Here is a 16,626-nt window from a genome sequence, read left to right as displayed (position 1 = left end):
CGCTCAGTCCAGCAGCGAACGCACCACCGACTCGCGCGTGCGCAGGCGCGTGGTGCGCTGGAAGAACAGGCTGTTGGGCACGCGCAGGTAAGAGGGCTCGGCATCGCCCCCGGTGTCTTCGCGCAGCGTGGTGTAGATCAGGTTGATGTCCATCACCTCGCCTGCCAGGCCGGGCTTGTCGCCGCCTTCGAGCAGCTCGATGCGGTCGCGCAGGCCGAACGGGCGCGACGTGAAGATCAGCACCGCGCAAAAGATGTTGGAGAGCACGCTCCAGGCCGCGAAGAACGCGATGGCACCCACGGCGGCGAAGCCGGTGAAGGCGGTCCAGATCACCATGCCGGAGACGCCCACGCGGTCCAGCACCAGCAGCAGGGCGGCGCCAAACAGCAGGAAAGTCACCACGCGCCGGCCACCGATCACCAGCTCCAGCGGCAGGCGCTTGTCTTCACCCACGCGGGTGATGAGGCGGTGCAGCAGCGAGCGCAGCAGCAGCGCCACGAAGACGATCAGCGCCATTTGCAGCGCGATCACGATGACGTCGATGAAAGGATGGGCGTAGGCGGGGAGAAAGTCTTTCATGGGGCGGTGGCGGCGGGGGCCACCGAGGCGCCCTGGATGCCGTGCTGGTTCAGGGAGGCCGCCACCGAGCCCGACGCCTTCATGTCTTCCACGAAACCATGCAGGTAGCGCGCCGCGTCGGCACCGCGGTCACTGGGCAGGCCCATGGCCTGCTGGATCACCATGAAGCGGCCGGGCAACAGCCGCAGGCCGGGATGGCGTTGCTGGTCGTGCTCCAGCTGCTGACGCACGCCGGCGGCCACCTCCAGCCCCTGGCGCAGGAACTCATCGACCACGGCCTGCGAACTGGCCGCGCGCACGATCTGCGCGTGCCGAAGCTCGCGCGTGAGAAACAGGTCGTAGGCGCTGCCCTTGCCCACGGTGACCCGCGTGCCAGGCCGGTCCACCTCGTCGTTGCCCTGCAGCGGGGACTCGTTGCGCACGAGGTAGCTGCCTTCGATCAACACATACGGCGCGGTGAACGCGATGCCCTCGCCGCGCAGCGGGTCGATCGCGAAGAAGCCGACATCGGCCGCGCCGGTCTTCACGGCCGCCACCGATTGGCCCGCCGTGTCGAACACGACCAGCTCGATCCCGACGCCCAGCCGCTGGGCCAGCTGGTGCGCGAGGTCCACGGAAACGCCGAACGGCTGTCCGGTGGCGGGGTGGCGGTTGGCAAGCAGGGGGTTGCCCAGGTTGATCGAAGCGCGCAGGCGGCCGGTGGGCGCCATCGCGGGTGACAAGGGGTGGGGTGCGGTCATGGCGGTGGCGAAGAGGGGCGGGTGGAGGTCCACGGCGATCGCGCGGCCCGGGGCCGGCGGCGAAAGATGACCATGGTAACGGCCCGCCCGGACCACCGGCGCGGGCTCAGGAGGCTGGCGTGTCGATGTGGCGCCCGGGGTGACGGTCGCGAACGATGGCCTGCACGAAGGCCGTCACGTCGTGGCCGAGGATCAGTCCCGGGTCCGCCTGCCCCGAGGGCAGGGTCAGGGCGACCCCGGCCGCCTCCAGCAGCGCGCCCGACGCGGGCAAGGCCAGGATGGCCTTGCCGCTGCGGTGCAGGTCGCGGATGAAATCCAGCGTGTGGCTGTCGCGCGCCAGGGCCTGCACGCCTTCGCCGCCATCGGGCAGGGCCAGCGCGTCGAACAGAAAGCCGGGTTCGTTCTGCAGCGATGCGTCCGCGTCGATGAACACGCTGTCGACGGTCCTCACCGGACCGATCCGGGGCGCCACGTAACAGGGCTGCGCTCCCAGGGCGAGCAGGGTGGCGTGCAGATCCACGGCGCTTTTGCCGACGATGCCGTGCGCGACCAGCAGCGCCACCTTGCGGGCACGGATCGACGGATCGCCGGCCAGCACGGCGCGTTCGAGGGAGGGTGGGAGCTGAGCCATACCGGCTCCCTGGGGCAAATGGCGTGCCCGGGGAATGCCCCCTCTGGAGCGGCCCTTCTTGTAGAGTTGCAGACGATTTTTCCGCAGGAGACGGCATGGCCAGCAGCAAGAAGGCGCCCTCGGGCGCGATCCGCTCGGGCGTGGGCGGTTGGACCTACGAGCCCTGGCGCGACAACTTCTACCCCAAGGGGCTCGCGCACAGCAAGGAGCTGGCCTACGCCAGCGCGCAGCTGAGCGCGATCGAGGTCAATGGCACCTACTACAGCACCTTCAAGCCGCCCACCTTTGCCAAGTGGCGCGACGAAACGCCCGAGGGCTTCGTGTTCTCGCTCAAGGCCAACCGCTTCACCACCAACCGCCGCGTGCTGGCCGAGGCCGGCGAGTCCATCGAGCGTTTCATTGGCAGCGGTCTGAGCGAACTGGGTCCCAAGCTCGGGCCGCTGGTGTGGCAGTTCGCGCCCACCAAGGTGTTCGATCCGGCGGACTTCGAGGCTTTCCTGAAACTGCTGCCGCGCGAGGTCGATGGCCTGCCGCTGCGCCACGCCCTGGACGTGCGCCACCAGAGCTTCCTGGACCCGGCCTACCTTGCGCTGGCGCGCAAGCACCGCTGCGCCACCGTGTTCACCGATTCCGACGGCTACCCCTCGTTCGCCGATGTGACGGGCGATTTCGTATACGCGCGCCTGATGCGAACCGACCCGAAGGTGAAAACGGGCTATGCCCCCAAGGCGCTGGACCGCTGGGCCCAGGCCGCGAAGACCTGGGCCGCCGGCGGCGAGCCGGCCGACGTGCCGCGTGTCGGCGGCGCCGCCCCGAAAGCCCAGGCGCGGGACGTGTTCATGTACTTCATCAGCGGCGCCAAGGAGCGCGCGCCCGCTGCGGCCATGGCGCTGATCGAACGCCTGGCTTAGCCGTCCTGCCCTTTGGGCAGACCGGGCATGTGGGTGTTCGCTTCGCCACGCCGGGCGCGCGAGAAATCCCGGTGGAGCTCGGAGAAGGCCTCGAAGCAGCCCTTGAGGTGGCCGGCCGGAATGCGGCCCGTGGCGGTCTGCGGAGTCATGCCCCGGCGCAGTTGCCGCACCCTGTAAATGCGTTTCTGGATGCGATCCTGCTTCAGGCTGCTGAAGAAGGACTCGGCAACCGCATTGTCCCAGCAGTTACGCCGCCTGCTCATGCTGGGTTCGAGGTTGTTGGCCGCACAGAAGTGCTTGAAGTCGGCGCGCCCATATGGACTGCCCTGGTCCCGACAAGATCAAATTTCGACCCCAATAGGGCTCAATGGCGGGAAGGGGCCGAACCGATCGCCCGGTGCTGCCACTCAGGGGCCTCGTTGGTGCGCTTCCGCACCTCGGTGCCAACCCAAACCACGCATGATTCCCTCTTTTACACGCGCTCAGCCCCACCAACCCGATTTGACGGCCATCGATTTGGCGGACCGGTTTGACCGAATGTGCGGGCAGCGTTGGCTGCCCGAAGAATGGTCCAATTTGAAGCGGGAAGCTGGTCTTCTTCTTCTCGGCGAGCAACCCGACCTTGACCTGCTGCAGCAACTGCAGCACCACTATCAAGAGGAGCCCGTTTCACTCCGCGGGTACTTCAAGAGCGGTCAGGCGCTGATTCGTCACCTGAACCGCGCGCTGGACGGTCTGGAAAACCTGCACGGCCCGTACGACCCGGTTCTCCTGCGGCGGCAGGTGGACGAGGTGCTGACCATGCTCGGGGAGGGTCCTCAGTATGGCCCTATTTTTCGGGATGCGGCGGCGACCGCCTTTGCGAACTTCCTGGGCTACGTCGCGGGCACCGCCATTCAGACCGCCATGGAGCACGGTTTTTGCAATGAGGGCGGCGACCTTCCCTACGAAAAGCGCGTGGCCGCCGAGTTGACCAACCGGCTGGTGCAACACGGGGTGCGTTTCGCGCTGCGAGACCTCGCCATTCCGGCCGTCAAGCAGTGCCTGGGGCTGAGGACGCTGAAGGCGCCTGCGCGTGTTCACCTGTGGATTCTCATGGTGGCCTTGGTGGTTTGTGCGTTCGACCAGATCGGCCTGGCCGTGGCGAACCAGCTACCCCCCGTTCGCCGCACCGGGTCACGGCAACTGCCCGATGTCGGGGACAGCGCCCTGCAGACCGGGCTGTTCGCGGCCACCGACTTGCTGGCGTGGACCACGATCGGTTACCTCAGCCAGCGCTTGTTCAAGAGCTGGTACCAGCAAGATCCTCTGCCCCTCATCGGCTTGCGCACCAAGGCCATCACGCACGGCATCCAGGCCCTCGGGGAAGGGCTGCTGTTGCCCGCCTGGAAGCACCACATGAACCGTGGCCTGTCGCCCGACAACCTGTGCCAGCGCGGTACGGAGCCCGTGGAGTTCCACAGTTTTGTCGCCCTGTTCGATGGCATCGAGATCGGCACGTTCTGGCTCATGACCCTGGTCCTTGGGTGCATGGACCGGCAAGAGGAGGCGCCCCTCAGTGGGGTCATCGAACACTCCGTGAGCAACCTGTCGGTGTCGCAAGGGCTGCGTGGGAACGGGTCGCAGATACCCATGGAGGGGCAGGGCGATTCGGTCGTGATCAGCGAGGTGCCCCGTTCATGGCAACCACTCGGGGTTCAAGGAGTTCAGAACATCATCGTCGACGACGACCAGCACGAAGCCAGCGATGAGGACCTCGAGGAGCATCGCGGGCTCGGAATTGACGGAGGTGGTGTCAGGTTCCAACATGTCACCCCCCCCAATCTTGAAGTGCTGGACGCCTTCCGGGTGGGGCTGCAGCAACAGCCCTTCGTCTAGGCCTCCACTGCCTTCAGCACTTCTTCCGCCGTGCCCGGCGCGTTCATCGCCCCGGGCCGGCCGCCGGCTTGACCCACCGCATCGCGCAGCGCTTCGAACACGCTGATCGCCAGCATGAACGGCGGCTCGCCCACGGCCTTGCTGCCGTGCACGTTGTCCTCGCGGTTGGCCTCGGGCCAGAGTTCGACCTTGAAATGCGCCGGAATGTCGCCGGTGGCCGGGATCTTGTAGGTGCTGGGCGCGTGGGTCGCCAGATAACCCTTGTCGTTCCACACCAGCTGCTCGGTGGTGAGCCAGCCCATGCCCTGAACGAAACCGCCTTCGATCTGGCCGATGTCAATGGCCGGGTTGATGCTGTGGCCCACGTCGTGCAGGATGTCCACCTTGAGCACGCGGCTCTCGCCGGTGAGCGTGTCGATCGCCACTTCGGTCACCGCCGCGCCGTAGGCGAAGTAGTAGAAGGGCCGGCCGGTGAGGGTGGTCTTGTCGTAGTGGATCTTGGGCGTGCGGTAGAAGCCGTCGCTCCAGAGCTGGATGCGGTTGGCGTAGGCCGCGTGCACCACTTCCTCGAAGGTGCGCGTGCCGGTGGGCGTGATCACCTGGCCGCCTTCAAAGCGCACCGCGCCCGCGCCGCAGCCGTCCAGCCCGGCGACGAAGGCCGCGAGGTTGTCGCGCACGTGGCGGGCGGCGAATTGCGCGGCGCGGCCGTTGAGGTCGGTGCCGCTGGAGGCGGCGGTGGCGCTGGCATTGGGCACCTTGCTGGTGTCGGAAGCGGTGGAGAGCACGCGCTCGAAGGGCACCCCCAGCTCGTCGGCCACGATGGCGGCCACCTTGGTGTTGAGGCCCTGGCCCATCTCGGTGCCGCCGTGGTTCACCTGCACGCTGCCGTCGGTGTACACGTGCACCAGCGCGCCGGCCTGGTTGAACAGGGTGGCGGTGAAGCTGATGCCGAATTTCACCGGCGTGAGCGAGAGGCCTTTCTTGATGACCGGGCTGTTGGCGTTCCAGGCCGCGATCTGGCCGCGCCGCTCGCGGTAGCGGCTGGTCTGCGCCAGGGTGGTCATGAGCGGTTCGAGGATGTTGTCCTCGACCTTCATCTGGTAGTGCGTGACGTTGCGGCTGTCGATGCCGTAGAGGTTGCGCAGGCGCACGTCCAGCGGGTCCATGCCGAGCGCCTGGGCGATGTCGCTCAGGATGCGTTCGATCACGATCACGCCCTGCGGGCCACCGAAGCCGCGGAAGGCCGTGTGGCTCTGGGTGTGGGTCTTGCAGCGGTAGCTGGAGATCGTCACGTCTTCCAGGAAGTAGGCGTTGTCGGCGTGGAAGATCGCGCGGTCGGCCACGGGACCGGAGAGGTCGGCGCTGAAGCCGCAGTTGGCGAGCATCTCCAGGTCCAGCCCGCAGAGCAGGCCGCTGTCGTCGAAGCCGACGCGGTAGTGGTAGGCGAAGGGGTGGCGCTTGCCGGTGATCATGAAATCGTCGTCGCGGTCCAGCCGCAGCTTGACCGGGCGCTGCAGCTTGCGCGAGGCCACGGCGGCCCACACCGCGAGGTGCCCGGCCTGCGTTTCCTTGCCGCCGAAGCCGCCGCCCATACGCCGGCATTCCACGGTCACGGCGTGGTTGTCAATGCCCAGCGCGTGCGACACCCAGTGCTGCACCTCGCCCGGGTGCTGGGTGCTGGAGTAGACCCACCACTGGTTCTGCTCCAGCGGCAACACATAGGCGATCTGGCCTTCCAGGTAGAAATGCTCCTGGCCACCGACCTCGAAGCTGCCCTCGAGCTGGTGGGGCGCGCGGGCCAGGGCAGCGGCTGCGTCGCCGCGCTTCACATGCACCGGCGGCAGCACGTAGCTGGCCTGGGCATGGGCCTGGTGCACCGAGAGCACGGCGGGCAGGGGTTCGATGTCGAGCTTGACCAGGCGCGCGGCGCGGCGCGCGGTCATCACGTCGTCGGCCACGACCACGGCCACCACCTGGCCGGTGAACTGCACCGTCTCGCTGGCGAACACCGGCTCGTCGTGCGCGAAGGCGGCCAGCGTGGGGTCGCCGGGGATGTCGCTGGCGCCGAAGACGCCGCGCACGCCGGGCATCGCCAGGGCGGCCGAGGCGTCCACCCCACGCAACTTGCCGTGGGGCACGTTGGAACAGACCGGGGCTGCGTGCAGCGTGCCGCGCACCTCGGGGATGTCGTCGATGTAGGTGGCGCCGCCGGCCACCTGGGCGCGCGCGCTTTCGTGGAAGCGCGAGACCCCGGCGGCGCGCGCACTCGCCGGCGGCAGGGGTGCCGCAGGGCGGGCTTCGGCCACGTCCTCGGGCGGAGCGACAGCGTCCGCGCGGGACGAGATCACCACCGGCGCGGGGGTGGGGTTGTTGGCGTCGCGTGCGTTCATGCCAGTGCCTCCAGCGTTGCCGCGTTGAGGTTTTCCAGGTTGATGTGCTGCAGGCCCTGGATCTCCAGCCAGAAGCGTTGCAGCAGGTTGCCCAGCACCGCCTGGCGGTAGGCGGCGCTGGCGCGCATGTCGGAGATGGGCTGGAACTCGGCGCGCAGTGCGGCCACGCCGGCTTGCACCGTCTCGGCCGTCCACGGCCGCCCGCGCAGGGCGGCTTCGGTCTGGCGCGCGCGCGCCGGCGTGGCGGCCACGCCACCCGCGCCGATGGAGACCTGCGCCACCACGCCATCGGTCAGCGTCATCTGGATCGCCAGGCAGACGGCGGAGATGTCGTCGTCGAAGCGCTTGCTGATCTTGTAGGCCTTGAAGGTCTCCCCGGCCGTGGGGCGGGGCACCTTGATCCAGGCCAGCAGTTCGTCGGGCCGCATCACGTTGGTGCGGTAGCCGGTGTAGAGGTCTTCGAGCCGCAACTCGCGGTGGGCGATGGCGCCGCGTTTCGCATCCCAGCGCATCAGCACCACGCTGGCGCCCAGGCCGATCAGCAGGGGCATGGAGTCGCCGATGGGCGAGCCATTGGCCACGTTGCCGCCCAGCGTGCCCGAGTTGCGCACCGGCAGGCCGGCGAAGCGCTGGGCGAAGGTCTTGAGCTGGGGGCGGTCTTTCACCAGGGCGGCGTAGGCGTCGGTCAGCGTCACGGCCGCGCCGATGGCGATGTGGTGCGGGTAGTCTTCCACCCGGCGCAGCTCGCGCACGGCGGTCACGTCCAGCACCTGTGCAAAGCGCTTGTGCATTTTGGTGACCCACAGGCCGACGTCGGTGCAGCCGGCGACCACCTGGGCCCGGGGGTGGGCGGCGCGCTGCTGCAGCAGGGTGGCCAGCCGGGTCGGGCGCAGGTAGGCGCTCGGGGTGCCTTGGCGGTTCTTGTCGAGTGCCTGGAGCGCTGCCACCGTGGCGGCTTCGTTCACGCCGCAGCCCTCGGGCAGCGGCAGGCCGCCCATCTGCTGGGCGGCGTCCAGGATGGGCCGGTAGCCGGTGCAGCGGCACAGGTTGCCGGAGAGATCGGCCTGGGCCTGGGCGCGGTCGATGCCTTGTCCCCCCTGGGTGTTCTGGTACATGCCGAACAGGCTCATCACGAAGCCCGGGGTGCAGAAACCGCACTGGCTGCCGTGGCACTGCACCATGGCTTCCTGGGCAGGGTGCAATTCGCCGCTTGCGTTGGCCAGGTCTTCCACGGTCCAGACCGCCAGGCCGTCGACCGAGTGCGCCAGCCGGATGCAGCTGTTGATGGCCTTGTATTCCAGGCGGCCGTCCACCGCCTCGCCCAGCACCACCGTGCAGGCGCCACAGTCGCCTTCGCCGCAGCCCTCCTTGGTGCCGGTGCAGTGCAGGTCTTCGCGCAGCACCTCCAGCAGGGTGCGGTCGGGGGCCACGTGGTGCAGCGTCACGGGCTGGCCGCGGCGCAGAAAGGTCAGGGTTTGTGCGGATATTTCGGTGCTCATGCGTGCCAGCATAGCGCCGCGCCCTTGGCACAACATATGCTCGGCCATATGTCCAAAATGCCCAAAACACCATTCACCCACATAGGACAAGGGTATGAAATACATGTCCATGTTCGACAAGATTGACCTGCACCTGATCCGCGTGCTCCACACCGTGCTCACCGAGCGCAGCGTGTCGCGCGCCGCGCTGCGCCTGGGCATGTACCAGCCGGCGGTGAGTGCGGCGCTCAAACGCCTGCGCGAAATGGCCGGCGACCCGCTTCTGGTGCGCTCGGGCTCGGGCATGGTGCCCACGGTGGCCGGTCTGCGCATGATCGAGCCGGCGGCCGACATCCTGCGCAGCGCCGAGGTGCTGTTCTCCGACGCGCGCAGCTTCGATCCGGCCACCGCGCGCCACAGCTTCAGCATCGCCGCCAGCGACTACCTTGACCCCCTGTTCCTGCCGCAGCTGGTGACGCAGATCAAGAGCCAGGCGCCGAACTGCCCGATCGACATCCACCCGCTCTCGCGCGACTCCGACTACCGCAACCACCTGGCCCAGGGCGATGTGGACGTGGTGATCGGCAACTGGTCGCAGCCGCCCGACGACCTGCACCTGGGCCGCCTGTTCGGCGACGAGGTGGTCTGCCTGGTGTCCAGCCAGCACCCGGCGGCGCGCCGGGGCTGGGACGTGGAGGCCTGGCTGGGCGCCGAGCACATCGCGCCCACGCCCACCCACCCTGGCGCTCGCGGCTTTGTGGACGAGCACCTGGCCACCCTGGGCCTGGTGCGCAACATCACCGCCCGCTGCCCCCATTTCGGGCTGATCCCGGCCATGGTGGCCGGCAGCCTGCTGGTGCTCACCACCGGGCGCCAATACTGCGACCGTTTCACCGGTGTGCTGCCGGTCAAGGTGCTGCCCAGCCCGGTGGAGTTCCCGCGAATGATGTACTACCAGCTCTGGCACGAGCGCACCCACGCCTCCAAGGCAGGGCGCTGGCTGCGCGATCAGGTCAAGGGCGTGGCCGCCTCGCTGAAGCGCCCCGACGCCGAGAGCTGAACCCACAAGACCCAGAAGGAGACCCATGACCACGACACGATTGCAACTCAGCGGCATCACCAAGCGATATCCGGGCGTGGTGGCCAACAGCGGCGTCTCGCTCACCGTGCAGCCCGGCGAAGTGCATGCCGTGCTGGGCGAGAACGGCGCCGGCAAGTCCACCCTGATGAAGATCATCTACGGCTCGGTGAAGCCCGACGAGGGCACGGTGATGTTCAACGGCCGGCCGGTGCACATCCGCAACCCGCAGGAAGCGCGCGCTCTGGGCATCAGCATGGTGTTCCAGCACTTCAGCCTGTTCGACACGCTCACCGTGGCCGAAAACGTCTGGCTCGGGCTGGACAAATCGCTCACCCTGCCGGAGGTGAGCGCCAGCATCACCGCCAAGGCCACGGAGTACGGGCTGGACATCGACCCCTCGCGGCCGGTGCACACGCTCTCGGTGGGCGAGATGCAGCGGGTGGAGATCATCCGCGCGCTGCTGACCAACCCGCAGCTGCTGATCCTGGACGAACCGACCTCGGTGCTCACGCCGCAGGCGGTGGAAAAACTCTTCGTGGTGCTGCGAAAGCTCGCGGCCGAGGGCTGCAGCATCCTCTACATCAGCCACAAATTGCACGAAATCCGCGAGCTGTGCACGGCTTGCACGGTGCTGCGCGGCGGCCAGGTCACGGGCGTGTGCGACCCGCGCCAGGAAAGCAACGCCTCGCTCTCGCGCCTGATGATCGGCGCCGAACCGCCCGCGCTGGAGGTGCGCGAGCTGCATGCCGGCGCGGCGGTGCTGGAAGTCAGCGGCCTCACCCTCAAGAGCGACGATCCCTTCGGCACGCACCTGGCCGACATCGCGCTCACGGTGCGCGCGGGCGAGGTGGTGGGCATCGCCGGGGTCTCGGGCAATGGCCAGAGCGAGCTGCTGTACGCGCTCTCGGGCGAGGACCGCCGCGCACCGGCCGGCAGCATCCGCCTCGGCGGACAGGATGTGTCGCACGCCGGTCCGGGCCGGCGCCGCGCCCAGGGCCAGCACTTCGTGCCCGAGGAGCGCCTGGGCCGGGGCGCCGTGCCAACGCTTTCGCTCTCGCACAACCTGCTGCTCTCGCGCCAGAACGCGCTGGGGGCGGGCGGGTGGATCCGCGTGGGCGCGCTCAAGGCCCAGGCGGCCGACATCATTGCGCGCTACAAGGTCAAGGCCAATGGGCCGGACGCGGCCGCCAAGTCGCTCTCCGGGGGCAATCTGCAGAAGTTCATCGTGGGCCGCGAGATCGAGGCCAAACCCAAGCTGCTGATCGTGAGCCAGCCCACCTGGGGCGTGGATGTGGGCGCGTCGGCCCAGATCCGCGGCGAGATCCTCAAGCTGCGCGACGCGGGTTGCGCGGTGCTGGTGGTGAGCGAGGAGCTCGACGAACTGTTCGAGATCAGCGACCGCCTGCACGTGATCGCCAAGGGGCGCCTGTCGCCCAGCCTGGACCGGGCCGAGGCCACCATCGAGCGCATCGGCGAATGGATGTCCGGGCTGTGGGACACCACCGCCACCCACCACAAGAAAGAGGAGACCGCCCATGCTGCGGCTTGAAGTCCGTCCCCAACCGTCGGCGCGCTGGGGCTACGCCTCGCCGCTGCTGGCCCTGCTGATCACCGTGGTGATCGGCGTCATCCTGTTCGCCGTGCTGGGCAAGGACCCGGTGCGCGGCCTGCAGGTGTTCTTCTGGGAGCCGATCAAGAGCACCTACGCGCTGTCCGAACTCATGGTGAAGGCCACGCCGCTGCTGATCATCGCGCTCGGGCTGGCGGTGTGCTTCCGCTCCAACGTGTGGAACATCGGCGCCGAGGGGCAGTACATCATCGGCGCGATCTTCGCCGCCGGGGTGGCGCTGACCGCCGACAAGAGCACCGGCGCCTGGATCGTGCCCGCGGTGCTCGCCGCCGGTGTGCTGGGCGGCATGTTCTGGGCCGGCATCACCGCGCTGCTGCGCGACCGCTTCAACGCCAACGAGATTCTGGTGAGCCTGATGCTGGTCTATGTGGCGGTGCAGGTGCTCAACTTCCTGGTCTACGGGCCGTGGAAAGACCCGATGGGCTACAACTTCCCGCAGACCAAGACCTTCGAGTCGGTCACGCAGATCCCGCGCCTCATGAGCGGCTCGCGCGTGACCATCGGTCTGCTGATCGCGCTGGCTGGCGTGGCGGCGGTGTGGGTCTTCCTGTTCCGCACCTACGCGGGCTATGCGCAGCTGGTGGGCGGCCTCGCACCGGCGGCGGCGCGTTATGCGGGCTTCTCGTCGCGCAAGGCGCTGTGGATCGCCTTGCTGACCTCGGGCGGTGCGGCCGGCCTGGCCGGTGCGCTGGAGGTGGCGGGCCCCATCGGCCAGCTCACCCCCTACGTGCCGGCAGGCTACGGCTTCGCCGCCATCATCGTCGCCTTCGTGGGGCGGCTGCACCCGGTGGGCATCGTGTTCTCGGCCATCCTCATGAGCATGTTCTACATCGGAGGCGAGCTCGCGCAGTCGCGCCTGGGCCTGCCCAAATCCATCACGGGTGTGTTCCAGGGGCTGCTGCTGTTCGCGCTGCTGGCCTGCGACACCTTGATCGCCTACCGCGTTGTCTGGAAAAAGTGAGCAAGACATGGAATCCATCGCACTCCTGATCGCCGCCTCGCTCAACGCGGGCACCGTGCTGGCCATTGCCTCGCTGGGCCTGCTCATCAACGAAAAAGCCGGCATCGTCAACCTCGGTGCCGAAGGCATGATGCTGTGCGCGGCGCTGGCGGGTTTCGCCACCGTCGTGCACACCGGCAGCACCACGCTGGGCTTCGCGGCCGGCATGGCCGCCGGGGCCCTGCTTGCGGCCATCTTCGGTGGCCTCGTGATCTGGCTCAACACCAACCAGTACGCCACAGGCCTGGCACTCAGCCTGTTCGGCGCGGGCTTCTCGGCCTTCGCCGGCACCAGCTACGTGCAGGAGAAATTGCCCGAGCAGACCCGCCACGCGATCCCGCTGCTGGGCGACATTCCGCTGATTGGCCCGGCGCTGTTTCGCCACCACCCCATGGTCTACCTCTGCGTGGCGCTGGTGATCGGCCTCATCTGGTTCCTCTACCGCACGCGCGCCGGCCTGGTGCTGCGCAGCGTGGGCGAGAGCCCCGAGTCCTCGCATGCGCTGGGCTACCCGGTGCGCCGCATCCGCCTGGTGGCGGTGATGGCCGGCGGTGCGCTCTGCGGGCTGGCCGGTGCCTACGTGTCCACCGTCTACACGCCACTGTGGGTGGAGGGCATGATCGCCGGCAAGGGCTGGATCGCGCTGGCGCTCACCACGTTCGCCACCTGGCGGCCGGCCCGCGTGCTGCTGGGGGCCTACCTTTTTGGTGGCGTGACCATGCTGCAGTTCCACCTGCAGGGCATCGGCGTCAACGTGCCCAGCCAGTTCCTCACCATGATGCCTTACATCGCCACCATCGTCGTGCTGGTGCTGATCTCGCGCAACCCGACTTGGATCCGAATCAACATGCCGTCCTCCATTGGGAAACCCTTTTACCCGGGCGCATAATCTTTTCTGTTTTTTGCATAGTTTCCGCTCCACCCTTTCCCAACAAAGAGGTTATCCATGACAGACCTGAGCAAACGTTCCCTGATGAAGGTTGCCGCGCTGACCGCGCTGACCAGCGCCGTCCTGATCGGCTGCGGCAAGAAGGAAGAGGCCGCCGCGCCTGCTGCCCCGGCCGCCGCGCCCGCCGCCGCCCCGGCGCCCAAGGCCGAGCCGCTGAAGATCGCTTTTGCCTACGTCGGCCCGGTGGGCGACGGCGGCTGGACCTTTGCGCACGACAACGGCCGCAAGGCGCTGGAAAAAGAATTCGGCGACAAGATCGTGACCAGCTTCGTCGAGAACGTGCCCGAGAGCGCTGACGCCGAACGCGTGATCCGCGACCTGGCCGGCCAGGGCAACAAGCTGGTCTTCGGCACCACCTTCGGCTACATGGAGCCCATGCTCAAGATCGCGCCCGACTTCAAGGACGTGAAGTTCGAGCACGCCACCGGCTACAAGACCGCCGAGAACATGCGCACCTACGACAGCCGCACCTACGAAGGCGCGTACATGGCTGGCGTCATCGCCGGCGGCATGACCAAGTCCAACACCCTGGGCGTGGTGGCCTCCATCCCCATTCCCGAGGTGATCCGCAACATCAACAGCTTCACGCTGGGCGCGCAGTCGGTGAACCCCAAGGTCAAGACCAAGGTGGTGTGGGTCAACGGCTGGTTCGACCCACCGAAGGAAACCGAAGCCGCGACCTCGCTGATCAATGGCGGCGCGGACATCCTGTTCCAGAACACCGATTCGTCGGCCGTGCTGCAGACCGCCGAAAAGCTGGGCAAGCGCGCCTTCGGCTGGGATTCCGACATGACCGCCTACGGCCCCAAGGCCCACCTGGGTTCGGCTGTGATCAACTGGGCGCCTTACTACATCAAGGCCACCAAGGACGTGCTGGAAGGCACCTGGTCCACCGGCGGCGTGTGGTGGGGTGTGAAGGAAGGTGCGATCGACATGGTCTCCGTGGCCGAAGACGTGCCGGCCGAACTGAAGGCCAAGGTCGATGCCGTGCGCAACGGCCTCAAGGACGGCAGCTTCTCGATCTGGAAGGGCCCCATTCTCGGTTCGGACGGCAAGGAAGTCCTGGCCAAGGACGCCGTGGCCGATGACAAGTTCCTCGGTGGCATCAAGTTCTACGTGAAGGGCGTCGAAGGCAAGGTCCCGAACTGACCCACCCCTGCCGCGCTTCGCGCGGCCCCTTCGAGGGGGCGGCACGTGCGGGCCGGCAGAGCCCGACCCGCCGTGCCCCCGGGCAAGAAAGCCGCCTGCGGGCGGCTTTCCTGTTGGAGTGACCCACGATGATCGAACCCCAACTCTGGCACCCCGTGATCGCATCGAACCAGGTGCGCGACCAGCCGGTGGCTTGCACGCTGCTCGGGCAGGCACTGGTCCTCTGGCGCGATCAGGCATCCGACGCCTCCCACGTGCACGCCTGGGCCGACCGCTGCCCGCACCGGGGCGCCAGGCTCTCGCTGGGTCGGGTGCTGATCGGCCTGCATGGCACCCGCCTGGAGTGCCCTTACCACGGCTGGCAATACGGCGGCGATGGCGGTTGCCGGCACGTGCCCGCCGCGCCCGACTTCGTGCCGCCTGCCAGCCACGGCGCCACCGTGTTCGAAGCGCGTGAGCAGCACGGCCTGGTGTGGGTGCGGCTGCAGGCACCGTCGCAGCCCCTGGTGGCGTCGCTGGCCGACCCACCCGCGTTCGCGCCGGGCGACGACCCGGCCTGGCGCGCCGTGTTGTGCGGCCCTTACGAACTCAACACCAGCGCGCCGCGCCTGGTGGAGAACTTCCTGGACCTGAGCCATTTCGGCTTCGTGCACGAGGGCTGGCTGGGCGAACGCGGCCACGCGCAGGTGCAGACCGGCGCGGTGGAAGAGGGCGAGGCAGGCCTTGTGGTGCGCGACGCCCTGGCCTGGCAGCCACGCGCCTACGCCAGCGCACAAGCGGGCGCCTGGGTGGCCTACCGCTACGACGTGCCGCACCCGTTCGCCGCCATCCTGCGCAAGGACGCCACCGAGGGCGACCCGGTGAGCAACGCGATCGCGCTCTTCATCCGGCCCGACGGCCACGAACGCTGTACCGCCTGGTTCGTGATGGCCACGCGCGGCGACAGCTCGACCGACCAGGAATTGATCGCCTTCCAGGACGCGGTGTTCGCGCAGGACCGCCCCGTGGTGGAATCGCAGTCACCCCGCGCGCTGCCGGTGGGCCGCACCGCCCCCGTCAGCGAGGTGCACGGCCCGGCCGACCGCGTCTCCAGCGCGTACCGTCGCCATTTGAAACGCCTGGGCATCGAACTGGGCACCTGCTGATGAAGGACATGACATGACCACCACCCCCGCCCAGCTCGCTGCCGCCATCCCCAAGGCCGAATTGCACATGCACATCGAAGGCTCGCTGGAGCCCGAGCTGATCTTCGCGCTCGCCCAGCGCAACGGCCTGAGCCTGCCCTATGCCAGCGTGGATGCGCTGCGCGAGGCCTATGCCTTCACCAACCTGCAGAGCTTCCTCGACATCTACTACGCCGGGGCCAGCGTGCTGCTGCACGAAGCCGACTTCCACGACATGGCCTGGGCCTACTTCCTGCGCGCCAAGGCCGACAACGTGGCGCACGCCGAACTCTTTTTCGATCCACAGACCCACACCGCGCGCGGTGTGCCCATGGCCACCGTGATCCAGGGCCTGGCCAGCGCGTGCGCGCGCGCCCAGGCGGAGCTGGGCGTGAGTGCCGCGCTGATCCTGTGTTTCCTGCGCCACCTGAGCGAAGAAGACGCGTTCCAGACGCTGGAGGCCGCCTTGCCCTACCGCCAGCACTTCATCGGTGTGGGCCTGGATTCGAGCGAGGTGGGCCATCCCCCATCCAAGTTCTCGCGTGTCTTCGCGCGATGCCGCGAGCTGGGTTTCCATGTCGTCGCGCATGCGGGCGAAGAGGGCCCGCCGGCCTACATCTGGGAAGCGCTCGACGACCTGAAGACCGAGCGCATCGACCACGGCGTGCGCTCGCTGGAAGACCCGGCCCTGGTGGCCGAGCTCGCGCGGCGGCGCATTCCGCTCACCGTGTGTCCGCTCTCCAACCTCAAGCTCTGCGTGGTGGGAGACCTCAGGGACCATCCGATGAAGCGCCTGCTCGATGCCGGCCTGTGCGCCACCGTCAACTCCGACGACCCGGCCTACTTCGGCGGGTACATGAACGCCAACTTCGTGCAGACCGTGGAGGCGCTGGAGCTCACGCGCGAGGAGGTCATCACCCTCGCGCGCAACAGCTTCGAGGCCAGTTTCGTCAGCGCCGCGCGGCGCGCCGAGCTCATGGCCCTGCTGCACGACGCCGTGGCTTAAAATAGCGCCCCAGCGAGCCCGGTGCTTCCCCGGCTCGCTTT

14 protein-coding genes and 1 pseudogene are annotated in these 16,626 nt (G+C 68.2%); 9 read left to right on the top strand and 6 right to left on the bottom strand.

Going from position 1 to position 16,626, the window contains the following annotated elements:
* Nucleotides 1-3: 3 nt before the first annotated feature.
* From KIT86_RS11980 to KIT86_RS11970, 3 genes are all read right to left on the bottom strand, one after another.
* On the bottom strand, nucleotides 4-579 hold the full coding sequence (locus tag KIT86_RS11980; protein WP_297398622.1) for a mechanosensitive ion channel family protein: 576 nt from the start codon (nucleotides 577-579) through the stop codon (nucleotides 4-6).
* Nucleotides 576-1,319 (bottom strand): ABC transporter substrate-binding protein, encoded by a 744-nt coding sequence (locus KIT86_RS11975; protein WP_297398621.1) that lies wholly within the window; start codon nucleotides 1,317-1,319, stop codon nucleotides 576-578. The genes KIT86_RS11980 and KIT86_RS11975 overlap by 4 nt, the downstream gene beginning before the upstream one ends.
* Before the next feature lie 106 nt (nucleotides 1,320-1,425).
* Nucleotides 1,426-1,950 carry a DJ-1/PfpI family protein gene (locus KIT86_RS11970; RefSeq protein WP_297398618.1) on the bottom strand — a complete coding sequence of 175 codons (525 nt, stop codon included), beginning with the start codon at nucleotides 1,948-1,950 and terminating at the stop codon, nucleotides 1,426-1,428.
* Nucleotides 1,951-2,045: 95 nt separating this feature from the next.
* On the opposite strand from KIT86_RS11970, the gene KIT86_RS11965 reads away from it, so the two are divergent.
* Nucleotides 2,046-2,861 (top strand): DUF72 domain-containing protein, encoded by an 816-nt coding sequence (locus tag KIT86_RS11965; RefSeq protein ID WP_297398616.1) that lies wholly within the window; start codon nucleotides 2,046-2,048, stop codon nucleotides 2,859-2,861.
* A 152-nt stretch (nucleotides 2,862-3,013) separates the two neighbouring features.
* Here KIT86_RS11965 and KIT86_RS11960 read toward each other — a convergent pair.
* Nucleotides 3,014-3,193, bottom strand: a pseudogene (locus KIT86_RS11960) (IS3 family transposase); the annotation flags it as partial.
* Between the two features lie 169 nt (nucleotides 3,194-3,362).
* Here KIT86_RS11960 and KIT86_RS11955 point away from each other — a divergent pair.
* A complete protein-coding gene (locus tag KIT86_RS11955; protein ID WP_297398614.1) occupies nucleotides 3,363-4,739 on the top strand; it encodes a hypothetical protein in 1,377 nt (458 codons plus the stop codon).
* Here the strand turns inward: KIT86_RS11955 and xdhB are convergent.
* Both xdhB and xdhA read right to left on the bottom strand, forming a co-directional pair.
* Nucleotides 4,736-7,129, bottom strand: coding sequence for a xanthine dehydrogenase molybdopterin binding subunit (gene xdhB / locus KIT86_RS11950; RefSeq protein WP_297398612.1), 2,394 nt, complete (start codon nucleotides 7,127-7,129; stop codon nucleotides 4,736-4,738). The genes KIT86_RS11955 and xdhB overlap by 4 nt on opposite strands.
* Nucleotides 7,126-8,628 carry a xanthine dehydrogenase small subunit gene (gene xdhA, locus KIT86_RS11945; protein ID WP_297398610.1) on the bottom strand — a complete coding sequence of 501 codons (1,503 nt, stop codon included), beginning with the start codon at nucleotides 8,626-8,628 and terminating at the stop codon, nucleotides 7,126-7,128. Before xdhA ends, xdhB begins: the two co-directional genes overlap by 4 nt.
* Nucleotides 8,629-8,722: 94 nt before the next feature.
* Between xdhA and KIT86_RS11940 the strand changes: the two genes are divergently transcribed.
* The 7 genes from KIT86_RS11940 to KIT86_RS11910 all read left to right on the top strand — a co-directional run bounded on the left by KIT86_RS11940 (nucleotide 8,723) and on the right by KIT86_RS11910 (nucleotide 16,585).
* Complete coding sequence (locus KIT86_RS11940; RefSeq protein ID WP_297398608.1) at nucleotides 8,723-9,667, top strand: LysR family transcriptional regulator; 945 nt, start codon at nucleotides 8,723-8,725, stop codon at nucleotides 9,665-9,667.
* A 25-nt stretch (nucleotides 9,668-9,692) separates the two neighbouring features.
* The gene (locus KIT86_RS11935; RefSeq protein WP_297398606.1) at nucleotides 9,693-11,237 is read left to right on the top strand and encodes an ABC transporter ATP-binding protein; all 1,545 of its coding nucleotides are present in this window, start codon (nucleotides 9,693-9,695) and stop codon (nucleotides 11,235-11,237) included.
* On the top strand, nucleotides 11,224-12,279 hold the full coding sequence (locus tag KIT86_RS11930) for an ABC transporter permease (RefSeq protein ID WP_297398604.1): 1,056 nt from the start codon (nucleotides 11,224-11,226) through the stop codon (nucleotides 12,277-12,279). Before KIT86_RS11935 ends, KIT86_RS11930 begins: the two co-directional genes overlap by 14 nt.
* A 7-nt stretch (nucleotides 12,280-12,286) precedes the next feature.
* Nucleotides 12,287-13,207: an ABC transporter permease gene (locus KIT86_RS11925; RefSeq protein ID WP_297398603.1), complete on the top strand. Its 921-nt coding sequence runs from the start codon at nucleotides 12,287-12,289 to the stop codon at nucleotides 13,205-13,207.
* 57 nt (nucleotides 13,208-13,264) lie between these two features.
* The gene (locus tag KIT86_RS11920) at nucleotides 13,265-14,416 is read left to right on the top strand and encodes a BMP family ABC transporter substrate-binding protein (RefSeq protein WP_297398601.1); all 1,152 of its coding nucleotides are present in this window, start codon (nucleotides 13,265-13,267) and stop codon (nucleotides 14,414-14,416) included.
* 128 nt (nucleotides 14,417-14,544) lie between these two features.
* Nucleotides 14,545-15,561, top strand: a complete 1,017-nt coding sequence (locus KIT86_RS11915) for an aromatic ring-hydroxylating dioxygenase subunit alpha (protein ID WP_297398599.1) — start codon at nucleotides 14,545-14,547, stop codon at nucleotides 15,559-15,561.
* Nucleotides 15,562-15,574: 13 nt separating this feature from the next.
* Nucleotides 15,575-16,585, top strand: coding sequence for an adenosine deaminase (locus tag KIT86_RS11910; protein WP_297398597.1), 1,011 nt, complete (start codon nucleotides 15,575-15,577; stop codon nucleotides 16,583-16,585).
* Nucleotides 16,586-16,626: the final 41 nt, after the last annotated feature.

This window comes from Hydrogenophaga sp., assembly GCF_026125825.1.
Classification (GTDB): domain Bacteria; phylum Pseudomonadota; class Gammaproteobacteria; order Burkholderiales; family Burkholderiaceae_C; genus Hydrogenophaga.
This window is presented reverse-complemented; position numbering and strand designations above follow the sequence as displayed.